The sequence below is a fragment of the Lysobacter niastensis genome (assembly GCF_015453285.1).
GTDB classification, from domain to species: domain Bacteria; phylum Pseudomonadota; class Gammaproteobacteria; order Xanthomonadales; family Xanthomonadaceae; genus Lysobacter_J; species Lysobacter_J niastensis.
Genome location: NZ_JADLZT010000001.1, coordinates 566,577 through 587,032, shown reverse-complemented (window position 1 = coordinate 587,032; position 20,456 = coordinate 566,577). Strand labels below are relative to the sequence as shown.

The 20,456-nt window shown below is 68.2% G+C and carries 18 protein-coding genes; 11 read left to right on the top strand and 7 right to left on the bottom strand.

All coding sequences use genetic code 11. From position 1 onward, the window contains the following. Nucleotides 1–133: 133 nt before the first annotated feature. Nucleotides 134–790: a thiopurine S-methyltransferase gene (locus IU514_RS02695; RefSeq protein WP_194929502.1), complete on the top strand. Its 657-nt coding sequence runs from the start codon at nt 134–136 to the stop codon at nt 788–790. Between the two features lie 169 nt (nt 791–959). On the opposite strand, the gene asnB is transcribed toward IU514_RS02695, so the two are convergent. Beyond that, nucleotides 960–2,654, bottom strand: coding sequence for an asparagine synthase B (asnB, locus tag IU514_RS02690; RefSeq protein WP_194929501.1), 1,695 nt, complete (start codon nt 2,652–2,654; stop codon nt 960–962). Nucleotides 2,655–2,768: 114 nt separating this feature from the next. Beyond that, complete coding sequence (locus tag IU514_RS19075; protein ID WP_267464028.1) at nt 2,769–2,900, bottom strand: hypothetical protein; 132 nt, start codon at nt 2,898–2,900, stop codon at nt 2,769–2,771. A 113-nt stretch (nt 2,901–3,013) separates the two neighbouring features. Between IU514_RS19075 and IU514_RS02685 the strand changes: the two genes are divergently transcribed. Then, nucleotides 3,014–5,374 (top strand): penicillin acylase family protein, encoded by a 2,361-nt coding sequence (locus tag IU514_RS02685; protein WP_194929500.1) that lies wholly within the window; start codon nt 3,014–3,016, stop codon nt 5,372–5,374. Nucleotides 5,375–5,458: 84 nt separating this feature from the next. On the opposite strand, the gene dapE is transcribed toward IU514_RS02685, so the two are convergent. From dapE to map, 5 genes are read right to left on the bottom strand one after another with little or no spacing between them, the layout of a single operon-like run. Further along, a complete protein-coding gene (gene dapE / locus IU514_RS02680) occupies nt 5,459–6,613 on the bottom strand; it encodes a succinyl-diaminopimelate desuccinylase (protein WP_324187765.1) in 1,155 nt (384 codons plus the stop codon). Beyond that, complete coding sequence (locus tag IU514_RS02675; RefSeq protein ID WP_194929499.1) at nt 6,610–6,969, bottom strand: Spx/MgsR family RNA polymerase-binding regulatory protein; 360 nt, start codon at nt 6,967–6,969, stop codon at nt 6,610–6,612. Before IU514_RS02675 ends, dapE begins: the two co-directional genes overlap by 4 nt. After that, on the bottom strand, nt 6,966–7,871 hold the full coding sequence (gene dapD / locus IU514_RS02670) for a 2,3,4,5-tetrahydropyridine-2,6-dicarboxylate N-succinyltransferase (RefSeq protein ID WP_194929498.1): 906 nt from the start codon (nt 7,869–7,871) through the stop codon (nt 6,966–6,968). The genes IU514_RS02675 and dapD overlap by 4 nt, the downstream gene beginning before the upstream one ends. Further along, nucleotides 7,871–10,549, bottom strand: coding sequence for a [protein-PII] uridylyltransferase (glnD, locus tag IU514_RS02665; protein WP_194929497.1), 2,679 nt, complete (start codon nt 10,547–10,549; stop codon nt 7,871–7,873). The genes dapD and glnD overlap by 1 nt, the downstream gene beginning before the upstream one ends. Beyond that, nucleotides 10,546–11,322, bottom strand: coding sequence for a type I methionyl aminopeptidase (gene map / locus IU514_RS02660; protein WP_194929496.1), 777 nt, complete (start codon nt 11,320–11,322; stop codon nt 10,546–10,548). The genes glnD and map overlap by 4 nt, the downstream gene beginning before the upstream one ends. A gap of 363 nt (nt 11,323–11,685) precedes the next feature. On the opposite strand from map, the gene rpsB reads away from it, so the two are divergent. From rpsB to rseP, 9 genes are all read left to right on the top strand, one after another. Continuing rightward, complete coding sequence (gene rpsB / locus IU514_RS02655) at nt 11,686–12,489, top strand: 30S ribosomal protein S2 (RefSeq protein WP_194929495.1); 804 nt, start codon at nt 11,686–11,688, stop codon at nt 12,487–12,489. A gap of 196 nt (nt 12,490–12,685) precedes the next feature. Next, nucleotides 12,686–13,567 carry a translation elongation factor Ts gene (gene tsf, locus IU514_RS02650; protein WP_194929494.1) on the top strand — a complete coding sequence of 294 codons (882 nt, stop codon included), beginning with the start codon at nt 12,686–12,688 and terminating at the stop codon, nt 13,565–13,567. Nucleotides 13,568–13,705: 138 nt separating this feature from the next. Further along, nucleotides 13,706–14,437 (top strand): UMP kinase, encoded by a 732-nt coding sequence (gene pyrH / locus IU514_RS02645; protein WP_194929493.1) that lies wholly within the window; start codon nt 13,706–13,708, stop codon nt 14,435–14,437. Nucleotides 14,438–14,627: 190 nt separating this feature from the next. Then, nucleotides 14,628–15,557, top strand: coding sequence for a cation diffusion facilitator family transporter (locus IU514_RS02640; RefSeq protein WP_194929492.1), 930 nt, complete (start codon nt 14,628–14,630; stop codon nt 15,555–15,557). 84 nt (nt 15,558–15,641) lie between these two features. After that, nucleotides 15,642–16,199, top strand: a complete 558-nt coding sequence (gene frr / locus IU514_RS02635; RefSeq protein ID WP_194929491.1) for a ribosome recycling factor — start codon at nt 15,642–15,644, stop codon at nt 16,197–16,199. A gap of 19 nt (nt 16,200–16,218) precedes the next feature. Then, nucleotides 16,219–16,983, top strand: coding sequence for a polyprenyl diphosphate synthase (gene uppS / locus IU514_RS02630; protein WP_194929490.1), 765 nt, complete (start codon nt 16,219–16,221; stop codon nt 16,981–16,983). Beyond that, complete coding sequence (locus IU514_RS02625) at nt 16,980–17,831, top strand: phosphatidate cytidylyltransferase (protein ID WP_194929489.1); 852 nt, start codon at nt 16,980–16,982, stop codon at nt 17,829–17,831. The genes uppS and IU514_RS02625 overlap by 4 nt, the downstream gene beginning before the upstream one ends. Nucleotides 17,832–17,850: 19 nt before the next feature. Then, nucleotides 17,851–19,020: a 1-deoxy-D-xylulose-5-phosphate reductoisomerase gene (locus IU514_RS02620; protein WP_194929488.1), complete on the top strand. Its 1,170-nt coding sequence runs from the start codon at nt 17,851–17,853 to the stop codon at nt 19,018–19,020. Then, entirely contained in the window at nt 19,017–20,381 is a 1,365-nt protein-coding gene (rseP, locus tag IU514_RS02615; protein WP_194929487.1) for an RIP metalloprotease RseP, read from the top strand. The genes IU514_RS02620 and rseP overlap by 4 nt, the downstream gene beginning before the upstream one ends. Nucleotides 20,382–20,456: the final 75 nt, after the last annotated feature.

The window sequence follows — 20,456 nt, the reverse complement described above, 5'->3', positions numbered from 1 at the left end:
GCTCGCCATCCCCGCGAAGGCGGGGATCCAGGGACTTTGATCCCGTCGCATGGCCGATGTCTAAAACAAAACAAAGCAACGCCACTGGATCCCCGCCTTCGCGGGGATGACGGGCAAGGAAAAGCGGTAACTCATGGAACCGGATTTCTGGCACCAGCGCTGGCACGACCAGCAGATCGGCTTCCACCAGGACAAGCCGACGCCGTTGCTGCTGAAGCACTGGGATTCGCTCGGCATCTCACCCGGCAACCGCGTGTTCGTGCCGCTGGCGGGCAAGACGCTGGACATGGCGTGGTTGGCTGCGCAGGGCCTGCGCGTGCTCGGCATCGAACTGTCGCAACTGGCGATCGACCAGTTCTTCGCCTCGCAAGGCCTGTCGCCGGAAGTGCACCAATCGCGCTATGGACGGCACCACGTCGCCGACGGCATCGAACTGATCTGCGGCGACGCCTTTGCGCTGGATGAAACCGTGCTGGCGGACTGCGCGGCCGTGTTCGACCGCGCTGCGCTGATCGCGCTGCCGCCGCCGATGCGTCAGCGTTATGTGCATGAACTCTACGCCCGCCTGCCCGCGAACTGCCGCGGTCTGCTGATCACGCTGGAGTATCCGCAGCACGAGAAGAACGGCCCTCCGTTCTGCGTGCGCGAGCAGGAAGTGCGCGAGTTGTTCGGCCGCGAATGGGATATCGCGACGCTGGAGCGCCGCGACATCCTCGAGCAGCAGCCGGCCTTCATCGCCGAGGGCGTGACCGCGCTGGACACGGTGGTGTACCGGCTCGATCGGCGCTGAGGCCTTTTGCCCGGGCAGCTCACCAACACCGTTCGCCCTGAGCGTAGCGCAGCGGAGTCGAAGGGTGGACGGTCCAGGCTAGCCCCCGCTCATCCTTCGACTCCGGCGCGAGCGCCTACGCTCAGGACGAACGGTGAAAGACCGCTTCGCGCAGCCTAGGCGCGAGCAATCAACCCAGCGTCGCCTGATGCACTCCCGCGACCGCACGCCCCGACGGATCGGCCATCTTCGCGAACGCAGCATCCCAGGCGATCGCCGCCGGCGACGAACACGCGATCGACTTCCCGCCCGGCACCGTGTCCGCGCACGCCGCACTGGGAAAGAACTGCTCGAAGATATGGCGGTACAAGTAGGCCTCCTTGGTCTGCGGCGTGTTGATCGGGAAGCGGTGCGCCGCCGCGGAGAACACGCGGTCGCTGATCTGCGCCTGTGCGTGCGCCTTCAGGCCGTCAATCCAGCCGTAGCCGACGCCGTCGCTGAACTGCTCCTTCTGCCGCCACAGGATCGAATCGGGCAGATAGCCTTCGAACGCCTCGCGCAGGATCGCCTTCTCGATGCGCTGCGTGCCGTCCGGCTGCGGACCGGCCATCTTGAAACGTGCGTCCATTCGCATCGCGACGTCGAGGAACTCCACGTCCAGGAACGGCACGCGCGGTTCCACGCCCCAGGCCATCATCGACTTGTTGGCGCGCAGGCAGTCGTAGTTGTGCAGGGCGTCGAGCTTGCGCACGGTCTCGTCATGGAACTCGCGCGCGTCCGGCGCCTTGTGGAAGTACAGGTAACCGCCGAAGACTTCGTCACTGCCCTCGCCCGACAGCACCATCTTCACGCCCATCGCCTTGATCCGCCGCGCCAGCAGGAACATCGGCGTGGACGCCCGGATCGTCGTGACGTCGTAGGTCTCGACGTGCCGGATCACCTCCGGAATCGCGTCGAGTCCTTCCTCGAAGGTGTAGGTGAAGCCGTGATGGACGGTGCCCAGCGCCTTTGCCGCGACTTCGGCCGCGGCGAGATCGGGCGAGCCTTGCAGCCCGATCGCGAACGAATGCAGGCGCGGCCACCAGGCTTCGCTCTGGTCGTCCTCCTCGATGCGGCGGCGTGCGTAACGTGCGGCGACGGCGGCCACCAGCGAGGAATCCAGTCCGCCCGACAGCAGCACGCCGTATGGCACATCGCTCATCAGCTGCCGGTGCACCGCCCGCTCGAAGGCCTCGCGCAGCTCCTGCTTCGCCACTTCGACGCCCTGCGTCGCCTGGTAGTCGCGCCATGTCCGCTGGTAATAGCGGACCAGCTCCCCGGTCGTGCTGTCGTAGTAGTGGCCGGGTGGGAACTGGGCGACATCGGCACAGGTGTCGGACAACGCTTTCATTTCCGAGGCGACGCACAGGCGGCCGTCGCGGTCGTGGCCCCAATACAGCGGACAGACGCCGATCGCGTCGCGGGCGATCAGGGTACGGCCACGCGCGCTGTCCCACAGTGCGAACGCGAAGATGCCGTTGAGCCCGTCGAGCCACGCGCCGACGTCCTCGCGCTCGCGATACAGGGCGTTGATCACTTCGCAGTCGGACCCGGTCTGGAAGGCGTACGGCTGCGCCAGTTGCAGCTTCAGTTCGCGGTGGTTGTAGATCTCGCCGTTGACCGCGAGCACCAGATCGCCGTCGGCCGAGCGCAGCGGCTGCGAGCCGCCGGCGGGATCGACGATGGCCAGACGCTCGTGGACGAGGATCGCGTTCTCGTCCGCATACACGCCGCTCCAGTCGGGGCCGCGATGGCGCTGGCGCTGGGACAGTTCGAGCGCGCGCCGGCGCAGCGCCTGGAGGTCGTCATCGGGGTGCAGGCCGAAGATGCCGAGGATGGAACACATGCTGGACTCCTTGGGGGCTGGATCGTCTGAGGGGTTTGCGAAGCCGAAAACGAAGAAGCCCGCACTTCGCAGTGCGGGCTTCGTGAGCGATTGAGCGTGTCTGTGTTGCGCGCGCTAATCGCCGGCCCGCGGGAGGCTGGCGTTATTGCGATTGTTATTGGTCGCGCTGTTCACGGTGCCGGCCACGGACAGGCCGCCGCGGAGGGCGGCAGGGGTCGCGTTGAAATGGGCGGGCACGAGGGGCATGGGCCGATCCTGCTTCACCAGGACGCCGGTTGCAAGTGTCCGGCCCGCCCCCCTCCCTTGGCCTGAGGCGCCGGTTCGGCTTCGGCTAAGCTCGCAAGTTGGGGAGGACGCTCATGTCGAAACGCATTGCCTGGACTTTTTTGAAGCGCGGCCTGTTGGTGCTGCTGGTGCTGCTGCTGGCGTTGTTCGTGGCCATCTGGTGGCTGTTGCGAGGCAGCCTGCCGCCGCTGGACGGTGAACTCGCCGTGCCCGGCCTGTCGGCGCCGGTGACCGTCGGCCGCGACGCGCTCGGCGTTGTCACGATCGAGGCCGCCAACGAGAATGATGCGATGCGCGCACTGGGTTACGTGCACGCGCAGGAGCGCTACTTCGAAATGGACCTGCTGCGGCGTACCGCCGCGGGCGAACTCGCCGAGCTGTTCGGCCCGATCGCGATCGACACCGACAAGGAGCACCGCGTCCACCGCATGCGTGCCCGCGTCGTGCAGCACCTGGACAGCGCGTTCGGACGCCATCGCACGATGGCCCAGGCCTACACCGACGGCATCAACGCTGGACTGGGGAGCCTCAAGGTCCGGCCCTGGCCTTACCTGCTGCTGCGCAAGCAACCGGCGCCGTGGCGGCTGGAAGACACGGCACTGACCGGCTATGCGATGTACTTCGATCTACAGGATTCGGAGAACAAGCGCGAGCTCGCGATGTCGCGCCTGCGACCGCACCTACCGGGACCGCTCTACGACCTGCTCGCCCGCGATGGCACGAGCTGGGACGCACCGATCGCGGGCAGACCGCGCGGCGATGCCGCCCTGCCGGATGCGCTGGCCATCGACCTGCGCAAACTGCCTGCGCCGGCCAGCGAGAAGGATCACGACATCCCGCAGCTGTCCGACGTGGGCAGCAACAACTTCGCGGTCTCCGGCGAGGTCACGCGCGATGGCCGCGCGATCATCGCCGACGACATGCACCTGGGCCTGCGCGCGCCGAATATCTGGTTCCGCGCACGCCTGCGTTATGCCGATGCACGCGCCGTCGGCGGCCGCGTCGACGCCACCGGCTTCACCCTGCCCGGCCTGCCGGCACTGGTGGTCGGCAGCAACGGCCAGGTCGCGTGGGGCTTCACCAACAGCTACGGCGACTGGCTCGACTGGCAGCAGGAACCGGCCTGCCCGGCACCCTGCACCGCACGCCGCACCTACAACGAGCACATCCGCGTCGCCGGACAGGACGACGTCGTTTTCCCGGTGGAGGAAACCGCCTGGGGCCCGATCCTGCATCGCAATGCCGATGGCACTGCGTTGTCGCTGCGCTGGGTCGCGCACCTGCCCGGCTCGCTCACCCTGGGACTGGCCGATTTCCTTCACGCGCATGCGCTCGACGACGCGCTGGCGATGGCCGACGACACCGCGATTCCCGGTCAGAACCTGGTGATCGGCGACCGCAGCGGCCGCATCGCCTGGCGCCTGCTGGGCCCGGCACCGCAGCGCCAGGCATCGTGCGACAGCGCGATGATCATGGCGAACGGTTCGTGTGCACCGTGGACGTTGACGACGGCCAACGGCATCGGCCTGCGCGCGGGCTCGCTGCAACGCCTGTGGACCGCCAACGCACGCGTCGTCGACGACGGGCTGCTCGCGCGCATCGGCGACGGCGGTTACGCCAACGGCGCGCGCGCGCGGCAGATCCGCGACGACCTGTTCTCGAAGAAGACGCTGACCGAACGCGACCTGCTCGCGATCCAGCTGGACGACCGCGCACTGTTCCTCGCGCGCTGGTGGCAACTGCTGCGCGAACAGGGGACGAAGGAAACCACGTCCGCGTTGCACTCGCTCGCACAAGCGGCGGACACCTGGCAGGGCCGCGCCAGCGCCGATTCGGTGAGCTACCGCATCGTGCGCGCATGGCGGCAAGCGGTGCACGACCGTCTGCTCGACGGCCTCACCGCGCCGGCGCAGGCCGCGATGGGCGACGACTTCACGATGCCCACCGTGGGCCAGTTCGAAGGCGTGGCCTGGCCGCTGGTGACGCAGCGTCCGATGAACCTGCTGCCGCGCCGCTTCGCCAACTGGGACGCGCTGTTCGAGGACGCCGCACGCGAGGTGCGTGACGATCTCGCCAAGCAGGGCCCGCTGGCTGGCCGTACCTGGGGCGAACGCAACACCGCGAAGATCTGCCACCCGCTGGCGATGGCGTTGCCGGGTTTCGCCAAGCCGGCGCTGTGCATGCCGGCCGATCCGCTGCCCGGCGACAGCGGCATGCCGCGCGTGCAGGGGCCGAACTTCGGCGCGTCCGAACGCATGGTCGTCTCGCCGGGCCACGAAGCCGACGGCATCACGCACATGCCTGGCGGTCAGAGTGGCCATCCGCTGTCGCCGTTCTGGGGCGCGGGCCACGACGACTGGGTGCACGGCCGGCCGACGCCGTTCCTGCCGGGGCAGACGCGCCATGCGCTGACGCTGTCGCCGGCGGCGCACTGATCTTTGCCCTCATCCCAACCCCTCTCCCGTAAGCGGGAGAGGGGTTCGAAGGGCGGATGGGCCGCTTTCAGCCCGAAGGAAGCTTCAGGCCCGCAGGATCAGGCGCTCGATCAACGCCAGGTAGAGATCGGGCAACGCCTGCAGGTCTGCGACCGACACATGCTCGTCGACCTTGTGGATGCTGGCATTGACCGGGCCGATCTCGATGCACTGCGCGCCCAGCGGCGCGATGAAGCGTGCATCGGACGTGCCGCCGCCGGTGCTCTCCACCGGCGCGGCGCCGGAGAACGAGGCCAGCACGTCGCGTGCGGCTGCACGCAGCGGCCCTTCCGGCGTGTAGAACGGCTCACCGCCGCGGTGCCAGTGGATGGCGTACTCCAGTCCGTGGCTGCGCAGCACGTCCTCGCACTGCTGCTCGAGCTGCGCCGCGTTCCACGTCGGGTTGTAGCGCAGGTTGAACAGCACCTGCATCTCGCCCGGAATGACGTTGTTGGCGCCGGTGCCGGCATGCACGTTGCTGATCTGCAGGCTGGTCGGCGGGAAGGTCTCGTAGCCATCGTCCCAGCGCCTCGCTGACAACTCGGCGAGCGCCGGCATGGCCTGGTGGATCGGATTGCGCGCCTTCTCGGGATAGGCGACGTGGCCCTGGATGCCACGCACAGTCAGCGTCGCCGACAGCGTGCCGCGACGGCCCACGCGCAGCAGGTCGCCCAGCCGTGCGGTCGATGAAGGCTCGCCGGTGACGCACCAGTCGACGCGTTCGCCGCGTTCGCGGAACAGGTCGGCCACCTTGCGCACGCCGTCGACGGCGTCGCCCTCCTCGTCCGAGGTCAGCAGCAGAGCCACCCGTCCCGGATGCTCCGGGTGCGTGGCGGCGAAGCGCTCCAGTGCAACGACGAATGCCGCCACGCTGCCCTTCATGTCCGCCGCGCCGCGGCCGTACAGCAGTCCGTCGCGGATCTCCGGCACGAACGGATCGCTGCCCCAGGCTTCGCGCGGGCCGGGCGGTACCACGTCGGTGTGGCCGAGCAGCACCAGCGTCGGGCCCTCGCCTGCACCGTGCACGGCCCAGAGGTTGTCGACCTCGCCGAAACGCAGGTGCTCGCAACGGAATCCTGCGGCTTTGAGGCGCTGCGCCAGCAACTGCTGGCAGCCCGAGTCGTCGGGCGTAACCGAAGGCCGCGAGATCAGTTCGCGGGTCAGGTCGAGCACATCGCTCGTCGCCACATTCGCCGTCACGAACCGATCCCGAAGCGCTTCTTGAAGCCGTTGTCGCTGAAACCCTGCGTGACCTGGCCGTCATCGGTGACGACCACCGGCCGGCGGATCAGCTGCGGATACTCCTTCAGCAGCAGCTTCCACTCGGCGTCGGAGGCCGGCTCCTTGCGATTGGGCGGCAGCGTGCGCCAGGTCGTCGACGACTTGTTGATCATCGCGTCCCAGCCGCCGAGCTGCTCCTTCCACGCGATCAGCGTTTCCGGCGCCTGGCGCTGGTCGCGATAGTCGACGAACGCATGCGCGACGCCGAAGCGGTCGAGCCACTTGCGGGCCTTCTTGCAGGTGTCGCAGTTGGACAGCCCGTAGAGCGTCGTCATTCCGCCAGTCCGCGCAGCAGATCGTTGATGCTGGTCTTCGAGCGGGTCTTGGCGTCGACCTGCTTGACGATCACCGCGCAGTACAGCGAGTGCGAACCGTCCGCGGCCGGCAACTGGCCCGACACCACGACGCTGTAAGGCGGCACGTAGCCGTAGCTGATCTCGCCGGTCATGCGGTTGTAGATGCGCGTGCTCTGGCCCAGGAACACGCCCATGCCGATCACGCTGTGGTGGCCGACCACGAAGCCCTCGACCACTTCGGAACGGGCACCGATGAAGCAGTGGTCCTCGATGATCGTCGGCGAGGCCTGCAGCGGTTCCAGCACGCCGCCGATGCCGGCGCCACCGGACAGGTGGCAGTGCTTGCCTACCTGCGCGCACGAACCGACCGTGGCCCAGGTGTCGACCATCGTGCCCTCGCCCACATGCGCGCCGATGTTGACGAAGCTCGGCATCAGCACCACGTCCTTGCCGATGTGCGAGCCGCGGCGAACCACCGCGCCCGGCACGACGCGCGCGCCGAGCTTGCGGAAGTCGCTTTCGCCGAACCCTTCGAAGCGCGCCGGGACCTTGTCCCAGTACGGCGCCGGGAAGCCTTCGACGACCTGCATGTCGTTGACGCGGAAGTACAGCAGCACCGCCTTCTTCAGCCACTCGTTGACGGTCCAGCCGCCCTTGCCGTCGGGTTCGGCGACGCGGAATTCGCCGCTCTCCAGCCCTGCGATCACGCGCTCCACCGCCGGCCGCGTCGAGCCTTCGATCTCATCCAGAGTCAGCATCGCGCGGCGTTCGAACGCGCTGTCGACCATGAACTTCAGTTCGTCGATGCCCGGACCCTGCGCGGCGGCCTTCGGCGCCGCCTTCTTGCGTACGGTCTTGGCGGCGGACTTCTTCTGCGTCATCAATGTTCTCCTTCAAGGCAGGCCAGCAGCGCGTCGCGCAGGGCCTCCTGTTGCGTGGCGTCGAGTGCGGTCTCGCACCCGTCGGAATCGGTGGCGGTGATCTGGAACACGTCCTCGGCGCGTTCGCCGAACGTGGCGATGCGCGCGTCGTGCACGCGCAGCGACTGGTCGCGGATGGCACGGGCAACATCGGCCAGCAGGCCCGGCCGGTCGGTGCACACCAGGCTCAGCATGGTGCGGACCCGGCCGCAGTCGCCGGCGCGCTTGCCGAGCGTGTTGAAACCGATCTGCGGCGCGATGCGGAAATGCCGCAGATGCCGGGGCTGTGCACGGCGCACCGGACGAACGTGGTCGAGCGGGCCGGCAAGCATGTCGGCGAGGCGGCTTTCGACATCTTCCGACGACGGCGGAAACCGCGGGTCGATCGGGATCACCTCGAAACTGTCGAAGATCGTTTCGTGCGGTCCGTCGAGCACGCGCGCCTGCTGGATCGCCAGGCCGAGGCGGTCGAGCGTGGCGACGATCGCGGCGAACAGGCCATCGCGGTCGGGCGTGTGCACGAACACTTCCAGTGCGCCGGCCTGCTGTCCGACCGGACGCGCACGCACGCGCGTCTCGCCGATGGCGACGCCGCGCAGGGAGGCGGCCTGCCAGGCGATCTGGTCCGGGCGGCCACGCTGGAAGCCGATTTCCGGCATGCGCGCATAAAGCGCGGCGATCTCGCCGTCGGCCATGCCAAACGAGGCCAGCGTGGCGCGCGCGGCCTCGCGCGTCTCGGCGGCGCGCTCGTCGGCAGCGACCGGATGCTCGAGTCCGCGCCGCAGCGCAAGGCGCGTGGCCGTGTAGAGATCGGCCAACAGGCGATCCTTCCACGCATTCCACAGCTTCGGCGACGTGCCGGCGATGTCGGCGCAGGTGAGCAGGTAGAGCGTGTCGAGGTGCTCGCGGTCGGCCACCTTGGTGGCGAAGCGGTGGATCACCTCGGGGTCGGCGATGTCCTGCTTCTGCGCCGTCACCGACATCAGCAGGTGCTGGCGCACCAGCCACTCCACCAGCGCGGTGTCGGCCTGCGAGAGTCCGATCGAGCTGCAGAAGATGCGCGCGTCCTCGGCACCGAGTTCGGAGTGGTCGCCGCCGCGCCCCTTGGCGATGTCATGGAACAGGCCAGCCAGCAGCAGCAACTCCGGCTTGCGCATGCGCGGCCAGACTTCGTGGGCGATGCTGAAGCGCTCGTCCACGATGCCCGACGCAAAGCGGGCGAGATTGCGCAGCACCGCCAGCGTGTGCTGGTCGACCGTGTAGACGTGGAAGAGGTCGAACTGCATGCGCCCCGACACGCGAGCGAACGCGGGAATCCAGCGTCCCAGCACGCCCAGGCGCGCCATGCGCTCCAGCGCGTGCACCGGATGCGGGCCGCGCAGCAGCGACAGGAAGCGCTCGCGCAGTGCCGGCTCGGCCTGCTGGAATGCGGGAACGCGCGACAACGATTCGGCCAGCGCGCGCGCTGTCTGCGAATGCAGGCCGCGGATCTCGTCGTGAGCGGCCCAGACCGCGAACAACGCGAAGACGTCATGGGCATCGCGCGGCCATTGCGGGCTGCGCGCGGCCAGGTAGTCGCGACGCAGTTCGAAAGCGCCACCGGCATCGGGCAGCAGCACCGGTGCGGACTCGCCTTCGATCTGCTCCTCGAAGCGCTGCAGCAGGCGTTCACCGATGCGCAGCACCAGCGCCGCGCTGCGGTAGAAGCCCTGCATCATCTGCTCGACGGCGAGGTTGTCGGCGTTGTCGCTGTGTCCGAGGCGGTCGGCCAGGCGCTTCTGGTAGTCGAAACGCAGCCGCTCCTCGCGCTTGCCTGCCACCAGGTGCAGGCCGAAACGCAGGCGCGACAAGGCGCGGCGCTCGCGTTCCAGCGTCGCCAGTTCGTCTGCACCGAACTGGCCGATCGCGACCAGCGATTCAAGGTCGCCGGTGCCGACGATGCGCAACGCCATCCAGCGCAGCGTCTGCACGTCGCGCAGCCCACCGGGGCCTTCCTTCAGGTTGGGCTCGAGGTTGTCGGCGGTATCGCCGTAACGGGCATGGCGCAGGCGCAGCTCTTCGCGCTTGGCAGCGAAGAACTCGCGCGCCGGCCAGACCACGCTGGGGGTGATCGCCGCCTGGAGCGCATGCACGTGCTCGATGTCCGCCATCAGCGGGCGCGCTTCCAGCATCGCGGTCAGCACGGTGATGTCGGCCGCCGCCTCGGTGCATTGCGCGGGCGAACGCACCGCCTGCCCTACCGGCAGCCCGGCATCCCACAGCAGCGTGATGAAGCGCGACAGCGCTTCGGCGTGATGCTGCTGCGCGTCGGGTTCGGCGAGCACGAGCAGGTCGATGTCGGATTGCGGGAACAGCTCGCCACGGCCGTAGCCGCCCACCGCGAACAGCGCCAGCGGCGCACCGGCCTCGATGCAGTCCGTCCAGGCCAGGCGCACCTGCGCATCGACCGCGGCGCTGCGCGCCTGCAGCAGCCGGTCGATGTCGGCGTTGTCCTCGGAGTCGAAGCGCTGCGCCAGCGAGGCGTCGACCTCGGCCAGCGCGGTGCGGATCGAAGGCGCCCGATCGGGGCCGTCCGGTGCCTGTCGCGACGCGCTGGGCGCCGCCATCCCGGGTTCGGCGGCGTCGGGCGCGCTACTCATAGATCGTTGTCGTCCCCGGGCAGGCGGGTCAGGATCTCGACGCCGTTGTCGGTCACCGCCACGGTGTGCTCCCACTGCGCCGAGAGCTTGCGGTCCTTGGTGACGACGGTCCAGCCATCGGGCAGCAGCTTGGTGTGGCGTGCGCCCTCGTTGATCATCGGCTCGATCGTGAAGGTCATGCCCGGCTTCAGGACGAGGCCTTCACCGGCCCGGCCGTAATGCAGCACCTGCGGGTCTTCGTGGTAGATCTGGCCGATGCCGTGGCCGCAATACTCGCGCACCACGCTGAAGCGCTCGGATTCGGCGAACTGCTGGATCGCCGCGCCGATGTCGCCCAGGGTCGCGCCCGGCTTGACCATGCGGATGCCGCGGAACATCGCCTCGCGGGTGACGTCGACCAGGCGCTTGGCCATCACCGACGGCGTGCCGACGACGTACATGCGGCTGGTGTCGCCGTGCCAGCCGTCCTTGATGACGGTGACATCGATATTGATGATGTCGCCGTCCTTGAGGACCTTGGCCTCGCTCGGGATGCCGTGGCAGATGACGTTGTTGACCGAGGTGCAGACGGTCTTGGGGAAGCCCTTGTAGCCGACATTGGCCGGGATGGCCTGCTGCACGTTGACGATGTGGTCGTGGCAGATGCGGTCCAGCTCCTCGGTGGTCACGCCCGCCTTCACATGCGGAGCGACGACCTGGAGCACCTCGGCGGCCAGGCGGCCGGCGACGCGCATCTTCTCGATCTCTTCTGGGGTCTTGATGGTGATAGCCATGCGCCATTATCGCCTATCTGCGGTCTGTTCAGGCTTCACGCCCCGGCCCCGGAGCCCGGTCGAGTTGTCCACAGCAGGCCGTTGCGGCTACAATTCCGCGGCTTTGCGGCCGACCCCGTGTCCCCACAGGTCTTCCGCGCCGCCCACGCCGGGCGAAAGCAACCGGGCCACGAGGCCCCGAGCAGGCGAATACACACCCGCTGCCACCCTCCGTGCCGGGGTGCTTCCGGGCCTTCGGGCCAGGGGAGTTCGGCCACGGAAGCAGCGGGGAGGCCCAACCCCGGAACCATCGCCCCGGCCCAGCCTGGGCAGCCGCCATCACCCTTTCCGGCGGCCGGTTCCACTGCCTTTGGAGTTCAAGCAATGCCCCAGATCACCATGCGCCAGATGCTGGAAGCCGGCGTCCACTTCGGCCACCAGACCCGTTACTGGAACCCGAAGATGGGCCCGTACATCTTCGGCGCCCGCGGCAAGATCCACATCATCAACCTCGAGAAGACCGTTCCGCTGTTCAACGACGCGATGAACTTCATCTCGGGCGTCGCGCAGAAGCGCGGCATGATCCTGTTCCTCGGCACCAAGCGTTCGGCGCGCGATTCCATCAAGGAAGAGGCCGAGCGTTGCGGCATGCCGTACATGACCCAGCGCTGGCTGGGCGGCACGCTGACCAACTTCCGCACGGTCAAGCAGTCGGTGCAGCGCCTGAAGGACCTCGAGGCCGCCGAGACCGACGGTACCTTCCAGAAGCTGGTCAAGCACGAAGTGCTGGGCCTGCGTCGCGAGCGCGACAAGCTGGAAGCCTCGCTGGGCGGCATCAAGGACATGAACCGCCTGCCTGACGCGCTGTTCGTGATCGACATCGGCCACGAAGACATCGCGATCAAGGAAGCCAAGAAGCTCGGCATCCCGGTCATCGCCGTCGTCGATACCAACTACGATCCGGCCCTGGTCGACTACGCCATCCCGGGCAACGACGACGCCATCCGCGCCGTGCAGCTGTACGCCCGTGCCGCCGCTGACGCCGTGCTGGAAGGCAAGGCTGCCTCTCCGTCGGCCGCCAGCGTCCGCGAGGAAGACTTCGTGGAAGCCGAAGGCGAAGAGGGCGGCGAGCGCAAGGCTCCGCGCCGCGCCCCGTCCAAGAAGCCGGCCAAGAAGGACGGCGAGTAAGACCCGCGTAACGCGGCCGCGCGACCATGCGCGGCCGCAACGCTCCGGCTCGTCATTCCCGCGAAAGCGGCAATCCAGCAGCGACCTGATCGCTTCCGCCTGAAGGCAACTGGGTCCCCGCGCCGCGGGGATGACGGCTCTGAGGACACCGGCGCGTGCGCCGTGTCCGCATCCATTTCGAATCGAGGTAAACCCCATGGCTGAAATCACCGCATCCCTCGTCAAGGAACTGCGCGAGCGCACCGGCGCCGGCATGATGGAGTGCAAGAAGGCGCTCACCGAGAACAACGGCGACATCGACGCCGCGGCCGAGTGGCTGCGCAAGTCGGGTCTGGCCAAGGCCGACAAGAAGGCCGACCGCGTGGCCGCCGAAGGCCGCGTCGCGGTTGCCCAGAACGGCGGCAAGGCCGTGCTGGTCGAGATCAACTCCGAGACCGACTTCGTCGCCAAGGACGAGAACTTCCTGGCGTTCGCCAACGCCGTCGCCCAGGCCGCCCTGGCCTCCGGCGCCACCGACGTCGAGACCCTGAAGGCCGCCAAGCTGCCGTCGGGCGAGACCGTCGAGGAAACCCGTGCCGCCGCCATCTCCAAGCTCGGCGAGAACATCCAGATCCGCCGCATGGTTGTTGTCGACAGCGCCGACAACGTCGCTGCCTACGTGCACGGCGGCAAGATCGGCGTGCTGGTCGAGGTCAAGGGCGGCGACGCCGAACTGGCCCGCGGCCTGGCGATGCACGTCGCTGCGATGAACCCGCCGTACAACAAGGCTGCCGACGTGCCGGCCGAGTTCGTGGCGAAGGAAAAGGAAATCGAACTGGCCAAGATGTCCGACAAGGACAAGTCCAAGCCGGCCGAGATCCTCGAGAAGATCATCTCGGGCAAGATCGCCAAGATCGTCAACGAAGTCACCCTGTACGGCCAGCCGTACGTGCTGAACAGCGACCAGTCGGTCGAAGCCGCGGTCAAGGCCGCCGGCGCCGACGTGGTCGGCTTCAAGCGCCTGGTGGTCGGCGAAGGCATCGAGAAGGTGGTTGAGGATTACGCCGCCGAAGTCATGAAGCAGGCCGGCCTGGCGTAAGCCACCGCCGCTTCAGGCAAGAAGCCGGGGAAGGCCGCGAGCGATCGCGGCCTTCCTTTTTTGTGGGGCCGGCCGCCACGCCGGCGCCACGGCCCGATCCCGTACAATCCCGCCCGCCCACTCTCCCTCGAGGTCGCCATGTCCCAGCTCGCCTATCGCCGTGTCCTGCTCAAACTTTCCGGCGAGGCGCTGATGGGTGACGAGGATTACGGCATCGATCCGAAGATGATCAGCCGCCTCGCGCGCGAGGTCATCGAAGCCCAGCAGGCCGGTGCGGAGATCGCGCTGGTGATTGGCGGCGGCAACATCTTCCGCGGCGCCGGCCTGGCCGCCGGCGGCATGGATCGCGTGACCGGCGACCAGATGGGCATGCTCGCCACGGTGATCAATGCGCTGGCGATGCAGGATGCGCTGGAAAAGCTGGGCGCCAAGTGCCGGGTGATGAGCGCGATCAAGATCAACGACGTGTGCGAGGACTACATCCGCCGCCGCGCCGTGCGCCACCTCGAGAAGGGCCGCATCACCATCTTCGCCGCAGGCACCGGCAATCCGTTTTTCACCACCGACTCGGGCGCGGCGCTGCGCGCGATCGAAATCGGCGCCGACCTGTTGCTCAAGGCGACCAAGGTCGACGGCGTCTACGACAAGGATCCGAAGAAGCACAAGGACGCCGTGCGCTTCGAGAAGCTCAGCTACGACGAGGTCATCATCCGCAACCTGCAGGTCATGGACACGGCCGCGTTCGCGCTGTGCCGCGACAGCGACCTGCCGCTGCGCATCTTCGACATGGGCCAGCCGGGCCAGCTGCTGAAGATCCTGCACGGCGACCACATCGGCACGCTGGTGCACGGCCGCAACGGCGGCGCGTAACGCATCCGGCCGGTAGCAAGCAAGCCAAACCCAGCCCCTAAGTTAGGGGGCGATTCGCGCCGCGGGCGCGAATGGGGTGTGGGAGCATGCGGCGGGCCCGAAGTTTGCGCAGCAAACTTTGGGGTTTCCTGGGCGCAGCCCGGGAACGCTGTAATAGTGTTCGCCGGCGGCACCGTGCCACGATGCACCCATGGGCCACTCACACCATCACGACCACGGCGAACTCAACACGACACGCGCCTTCGCCGCGGTCACGCTGATCAACCTCGCCTACACGGTGCTGGAGGCGGGCTACGGCTTCGCCACCAATTCGCTGGCGCTGCTGTCCGATGCACTGCACAACCTCGGCGACGTGCTCGGGCTGGCCCTGGCGTGGGGCGCGGCCGTGCTGGCCAAGCGCGCGCCCACTTCGCGGCATACCTACGGCTGGCGCCGTGCCACCCTGCTCTCCCCGCTGGCCAACGCGCTGTTGCTGGTGGCCTTCTCAGGAGCGCTCGCTTGGGAAGCACTGCGCCGCTTCAGCGCCCCGCCTGAAATCCCGGCCCTGCCGGTGATGGCCGTGGCGGCGATCGGCATCGCCGTCAATCTGGGCGCGGCCTGGCTGGTGCGCCATGGCCACGAGCACGACCTGAACCGCCGCGGCGCGTTCCTGCACCTGGTCGCCGACGCCGCCGTCTCGCTGGCGGCCGTGCTGGCCGGCGCCGGCATGTGGTGGCTGGGCTGGACCTGGCTGGACCCGGTGACCGCGCTGGTGATCGGTGCGGTGGTGGCGATAGGCGCGTTCGGACTGCTGCGCGAAAGCTTCAATGCCGCCATGGATGCCGTGCCGTCCAGCATCGACCAGGCGAAGGTCCAGGCCTTTCTCGAGTCGCAGGCTGGCGTGGTCGCCGTGCACCACGTGCACATCTGGTCGCTGGGCGCGGGCGAGATCGCCATGACCGCCCACCTGGTGCGCCCTGACGACGCCGACCACGATGCCTTCATCGACCGCCTGAACCACGAGCTCGATCACCGTTTCGGCATCAACCACCCGACCCTGCAGGTCGAGCACGGCCGCGCCTGCGAGCACGACCGCCATGAGCGGGCGCCGCACGGCCACGGCCACGCGCACGAGCACTGACAGCCCGTCCACGGCGCCCCGGTCGCTGGAGCGGTCCCCGCTCTATATAATCCCGCGATTACCGATTAAGGACAGGAGCCGGCGATGCTCAACGAGATCAAGAAAGACGCCCAGACCCGCATGGCCAAGAGCGTCGAAGCGTTTCGCCACGACCTGGTCAAGATCCGCACGGGCCGCGCTTCGACCGCGATCGTCGACCACCTGAAGGTCAACTACTACGGCTCCGACATGCCGCTGGCGCAGGTTGCGACCGTCGCGGTCACCGATGCGCGCACGCTCACGATCACCCCGTGGGAAAAGCAGATCGTCGGCGCCGTCGAGAAGGCGATCCTCGCCTCCGACCTGGGCCTGACCCCGAACACCGCCGGCACCACGATCCGCCTCAACCTGCCCGCCCTCACCGAGGAGCGCCGCAAGGAACTGACGAAGCTGGTGCACAGCGAGAGCGAGAACGCCAAGGTCGCGATCCGCAACATCCGCCGCGATGCCAACCAGCAGATCAAGGAACTGCTCAAGGAAAAGAAGGTGACCGAGGACGAGTCCGGCCGCATGGAAGCGGAGATCCAGAAGGTCACCGATTCGGCGATCAAGGACGTCGACGAAGTCGTCAAGGCCAAAGAGCAAGAACTTATGGCGGTTTGACGGGTCTACCCGTCCCGCCATGTCGTCTGAATCCACCATCGCCGCCGCACGGGTTCCGCGCCACCTCGCCGTCATCATGGACGGCAACGGGCGCTGGGCCGAGCGCCGCCGCCGGCCGCGCATCATCGGCCATCGCGCCGGTGCGCGCGCAGTCAACGTCTGCATCGACTTCTGCCTGGAGCGTGGCATCCAGGCCCTGACCCTGTTCGCGTTTTCGAGCGAGAACTGGGGCCGGCCTGAAGAGGAAGTCGGCGGGCTGATGAAGCTGTTCCTCGGCGCGCTCGAACGCGAGGTCGACGAACTCGACCGCCGTGGCGTGCGCATTCGCTTCATCGGTGATCGCTCCCGCTTCAGCGAGGCGATCCGCCGGCAGATGGCGTCGGCCGAGGATCGCACCCGCGCCAACAGCCGTCTCCACCTCACCATCGCCGCCAGCTACGGCGGCCGCTGGGACATCACCCAGGCCGCGCGTTCGCTGGCCGAGGATGTCGCCGCCGGCCGTCTGGCGCCGGAGGACGTGGACGAGGCCGCGATCGCATCGCGCACCTGCCTAGCCGAACTGCCGCCGCCGGATCTGTTCATCCGCACCGGTGGCGAAACCCGCATCAGCAACTTCCTGCTCTGGCAGATCGCCTACACCGAACTGTGGTTCACGGATCTGTTGTGGCCCGAGCTGGATGTAGCGACACTGCAACGCGCCCTGGACGACTACGCTGCCCGCGAACGCCGCTTCGGCTTGACCGGCGCCCAGCTCGCCGCCCCGACCCAAGAGACGACTGAATGACCCGAACCCGACTGCTCGCTGCGCTGGTGATGACGCCCCTGGCAGTCGCGGCGATCCTGCTCATGTCGACGCCCTGGCTGGTGGCGGTGGCCGCGGTGTTGTTCATGATCGGGCTGTGGGAGTGGTTCGACCTCGCCGAAATCGAGGACACCCTGTCGCGCGCCGTGCTGCTGATCGCCAACCTCGCGGTGATGGTCGCGCTGGTGTGGGCCTCGCGCTCCAGCAGCGGATACACGCTGGTGCTGTTCCAGCTGGTCTCGGTGATCGGCGTGGCGTGGTGGCTGCTGGCGCTGCTGTGGCTGGGCCGTTATGAGTTCGCCAGCGACCACGACACCCATGCGCGCGTTTTCAAGCTCGCCGCCGGCGCCCTCAGCATCATCCCGGCGTGGTGCGCGCTGGCCTGGATCCATGCCAGCCAGCCCAATGGCCACCGCTGGCTGCTGACCGCGCTGGCGATCGTCTGGGCCGCCGATTCGGGCGCCTACTTCGCCGGCCGCAAGTTCGGCGGGCGATGGTTCCCGGGCCGTAAGCTGGCCGCACGGATCAGTCCCAACAAGACCATCGAAGGCCTGCTCGGCGGCATCGCCGCGGGCATCCTGGTCGGCATCGGGTTCGCGCTGTTCTCCGGCGCGCAACTGTCGCAACTGCCCGCGGTTTCCGTGATCGCTCTGGCCGCCGTGCTGTTCTCGGTGGTGGGCGACCTGTTCGAAAGCCTGCTGAAGCGCCATGTGGGCGTGAAGGATTCGGGCAACCTGATCCCGGGCCATGGCGGTATCCTCGACCGCATCGACGGAGTCCTGGCCGCGTTGCCGGTGTTCGCCATCGGCAAGGCCGTGCTGGGTTTCTGATCGTGCCGGGCCTTTGATCATGCGACGCGTCGCTGTACTTGGTGCCACCGGATCGATCGGCGCTTCCGCGCTGGACGTGATCGCGCGGCACCCGCAATCCCTGCGGGCCACCGTGCTCGCCGCCGGCCGCAACGTCGATGCGCTGCTCGCGCTGTGCCGGACGCACCGCCCCGAGCATGCCGTGATCGCCGACCCGTCGGCTTTCTCCGCACTGCGCGACGGACTGCGCGATGCGGGACTGGCCACCCAGGCGCATGCCGGCGACGACGCACTCGATGCACTCGCGGGCGGAGACGCCTGCGACACCGTCGTCGCGGCGATCGTCGGCGCCGCCGGACTGCCGTCGACACTGGCCGCCGCACGCGCCGGCAAGCGCATCCTGCTCGCCAACAAGGAATCGCTGGTACTCGCAGGCGAGCTGCTCATGCAGGCGGCGCACGAAGCGGGCGCCACCATCGTCCCGGTCGACAGCGAGCACAACGCGATCTTCCAGTGCCTGCCCGACGCGCACGCGCATGCCGGGCTGCAGCGCATCCTCCTGACCGCTTCCGGCGGCCCCTTCCGCGGCCGTCGTCGCGACGAGCTGACCAACGTCACGCCCGAGCAGGCCGTCGCCCATCCCAAATGGTCGATGGGCCCGAAGATCTCGGTCGATTCGGCCACGCTGATGAACAAGGGGCTTGAAGTCATCGAGGCCCACCACCTGTTCGGCGTCGGCGGCGACCGCATCCAGGTGCTCGTGCATCCGCAGAGCCTGGTGCACTCGCTGGTCGAGTTCGTCGATGGATCGACGCTGGCGCAACTCGGCCTGCCCGACATGCGCACGGCGCTGGCGGTCGGCTTCGGCTGGCCCGAACGCATGACCTCCGGCGTCGGCGGGCTCGACCTGCTGGCGCACGGACGCCTGGACTTCGAGGCGCCCGATCTCGAGGCCTTCCCCTGCCTGCGACTGGCCTTCGAGGCCCTGGCCGCCGGCGGTACCGCCCCGGCCGTGCTCAATGCCGCCAACGAGGTCGCGGTTTCAGCCTTTCTTCAGCGCCAGATCGGTTTCCTAGCGATACCGGCGCTGGTCGAGGACACCCTCGAGGCGCTCCCCTCCACCCCGGCTTCGTCGCTGGCGGCGCTGCGCGATGCCGATGCGCAGGCGCGGCGTCATGCCGAAGAGGCCGTTCGCAGGGCATACGCATGAGCGAATTCATCGGCTCGGTCTGGTGGCTGATCGTCAGTCTCGGCGTGCTCGTGACCTTCCACGAGTTCGGGCACTACTGGGTTGCACGCCGCTGCGGCGTCAAGGTGCTGCGCTTCTCGGTGGGTTTCGGCAAGGCGCTGTGGTCGCGCCGCGGCCGCGACGGCGTGGAATATGTGATTGCCGCGATTCCGCTCGGCGGCTACGTCAAGATGCTGGACGAGCGCGAAGGCGACGTGGCCCCGGCCGACGCCCCTCGGGCCTTCAATCGACAGACGGTGTGGAAGCGCATCGCGATCGTGATCGCCGGTCCCTTCGCCAACCTGCTGCTCTGCGTCGCGCTGTTCTGGGCGATGTTCGTCATCGGCCGGCCCGACTATGCGCCGGTCGTCGGCGAGACCTCCGGCGTTGCCGCCTCCGCCGGGTTGCAGCGCGGCGACACAATGCTGGCGGTCGGCGACCGCGAGACTCCGACGTGGAGCGAAGCGCAGCTCGCGCTGATTCCGGCGGCGCTCGACCACCGCGATGTCGAAGTGAAAGTGCGCCCGCAGGGCCGCACCGGGGAAGTCGTTCGCACGCTGCGACTGTCGAAGCTGCCGGAACATTTTGACGAACGCCGCGCCGTGGAGTTCATCGGACTCACGCCGCGCCACGCGCTGATGCCGACCGTGGTGGGGCGCGTGCTTCCCGGCAAGCCTGCCTGGGGCGTGCTGGCCGAAGGCGACCGCATCACCGCCATCGACGGCGATCCCATTGCCTCATGGGACGCAATCCCGACCGCGGTGCAGAAGCTCGGCAAGCGTGGCGGCACCGCCATGGTCGAAGTTGAGCGAAAGGGCGACCGCCTCGCCCTGGAGATCGCTCCCGTGTGGGCCCGCGCCCCTAACGGCTCATACGCCTGGGTGTTGGGCATGGAGCCGGCCGCGCCGGCCGAGCCGCCCAAGGATGCGGTGCTGCGCTACGGCCCGCTCGATGCCATCCCGGCGGCTTTCCGCGAAACCGTGCATCAGACCAGCGAGCTGTTCGCGATGATCGGCCGGGCTTTCAGCGGTCGCGTCTCGGTCCAGAACACCGTCGCCGGGCCTATCACGATTGCTCGTGCCGCCAATGCCTATGCCCAGCACGGCGTCGCCTGGTACCTGTCGATGCTGGCCCTGCTGTCGCTGAGCCTGGGCATCCTGAACCTGCTTCCGATCCCGATCTTGGACGGCGGTCACCTGCTGTATTACCTTATCGAGCTGGCAAAAGGCAGCCCGGTCAGCGAACGCGTCATGGCCGCCGGGCAATACGTCGGGCTGGCGCTGATCGCGGGGTTGATGGGCCTGGCGTTTTACAACGACATCGTGAACAACCTGGTGCGCTGATGCCGGCCTTGCCACGGAGACAGGACGTCTCGAACACAAGCCCCGCGCTGGCCCGACCCGCGCCAGGCAAAAAAG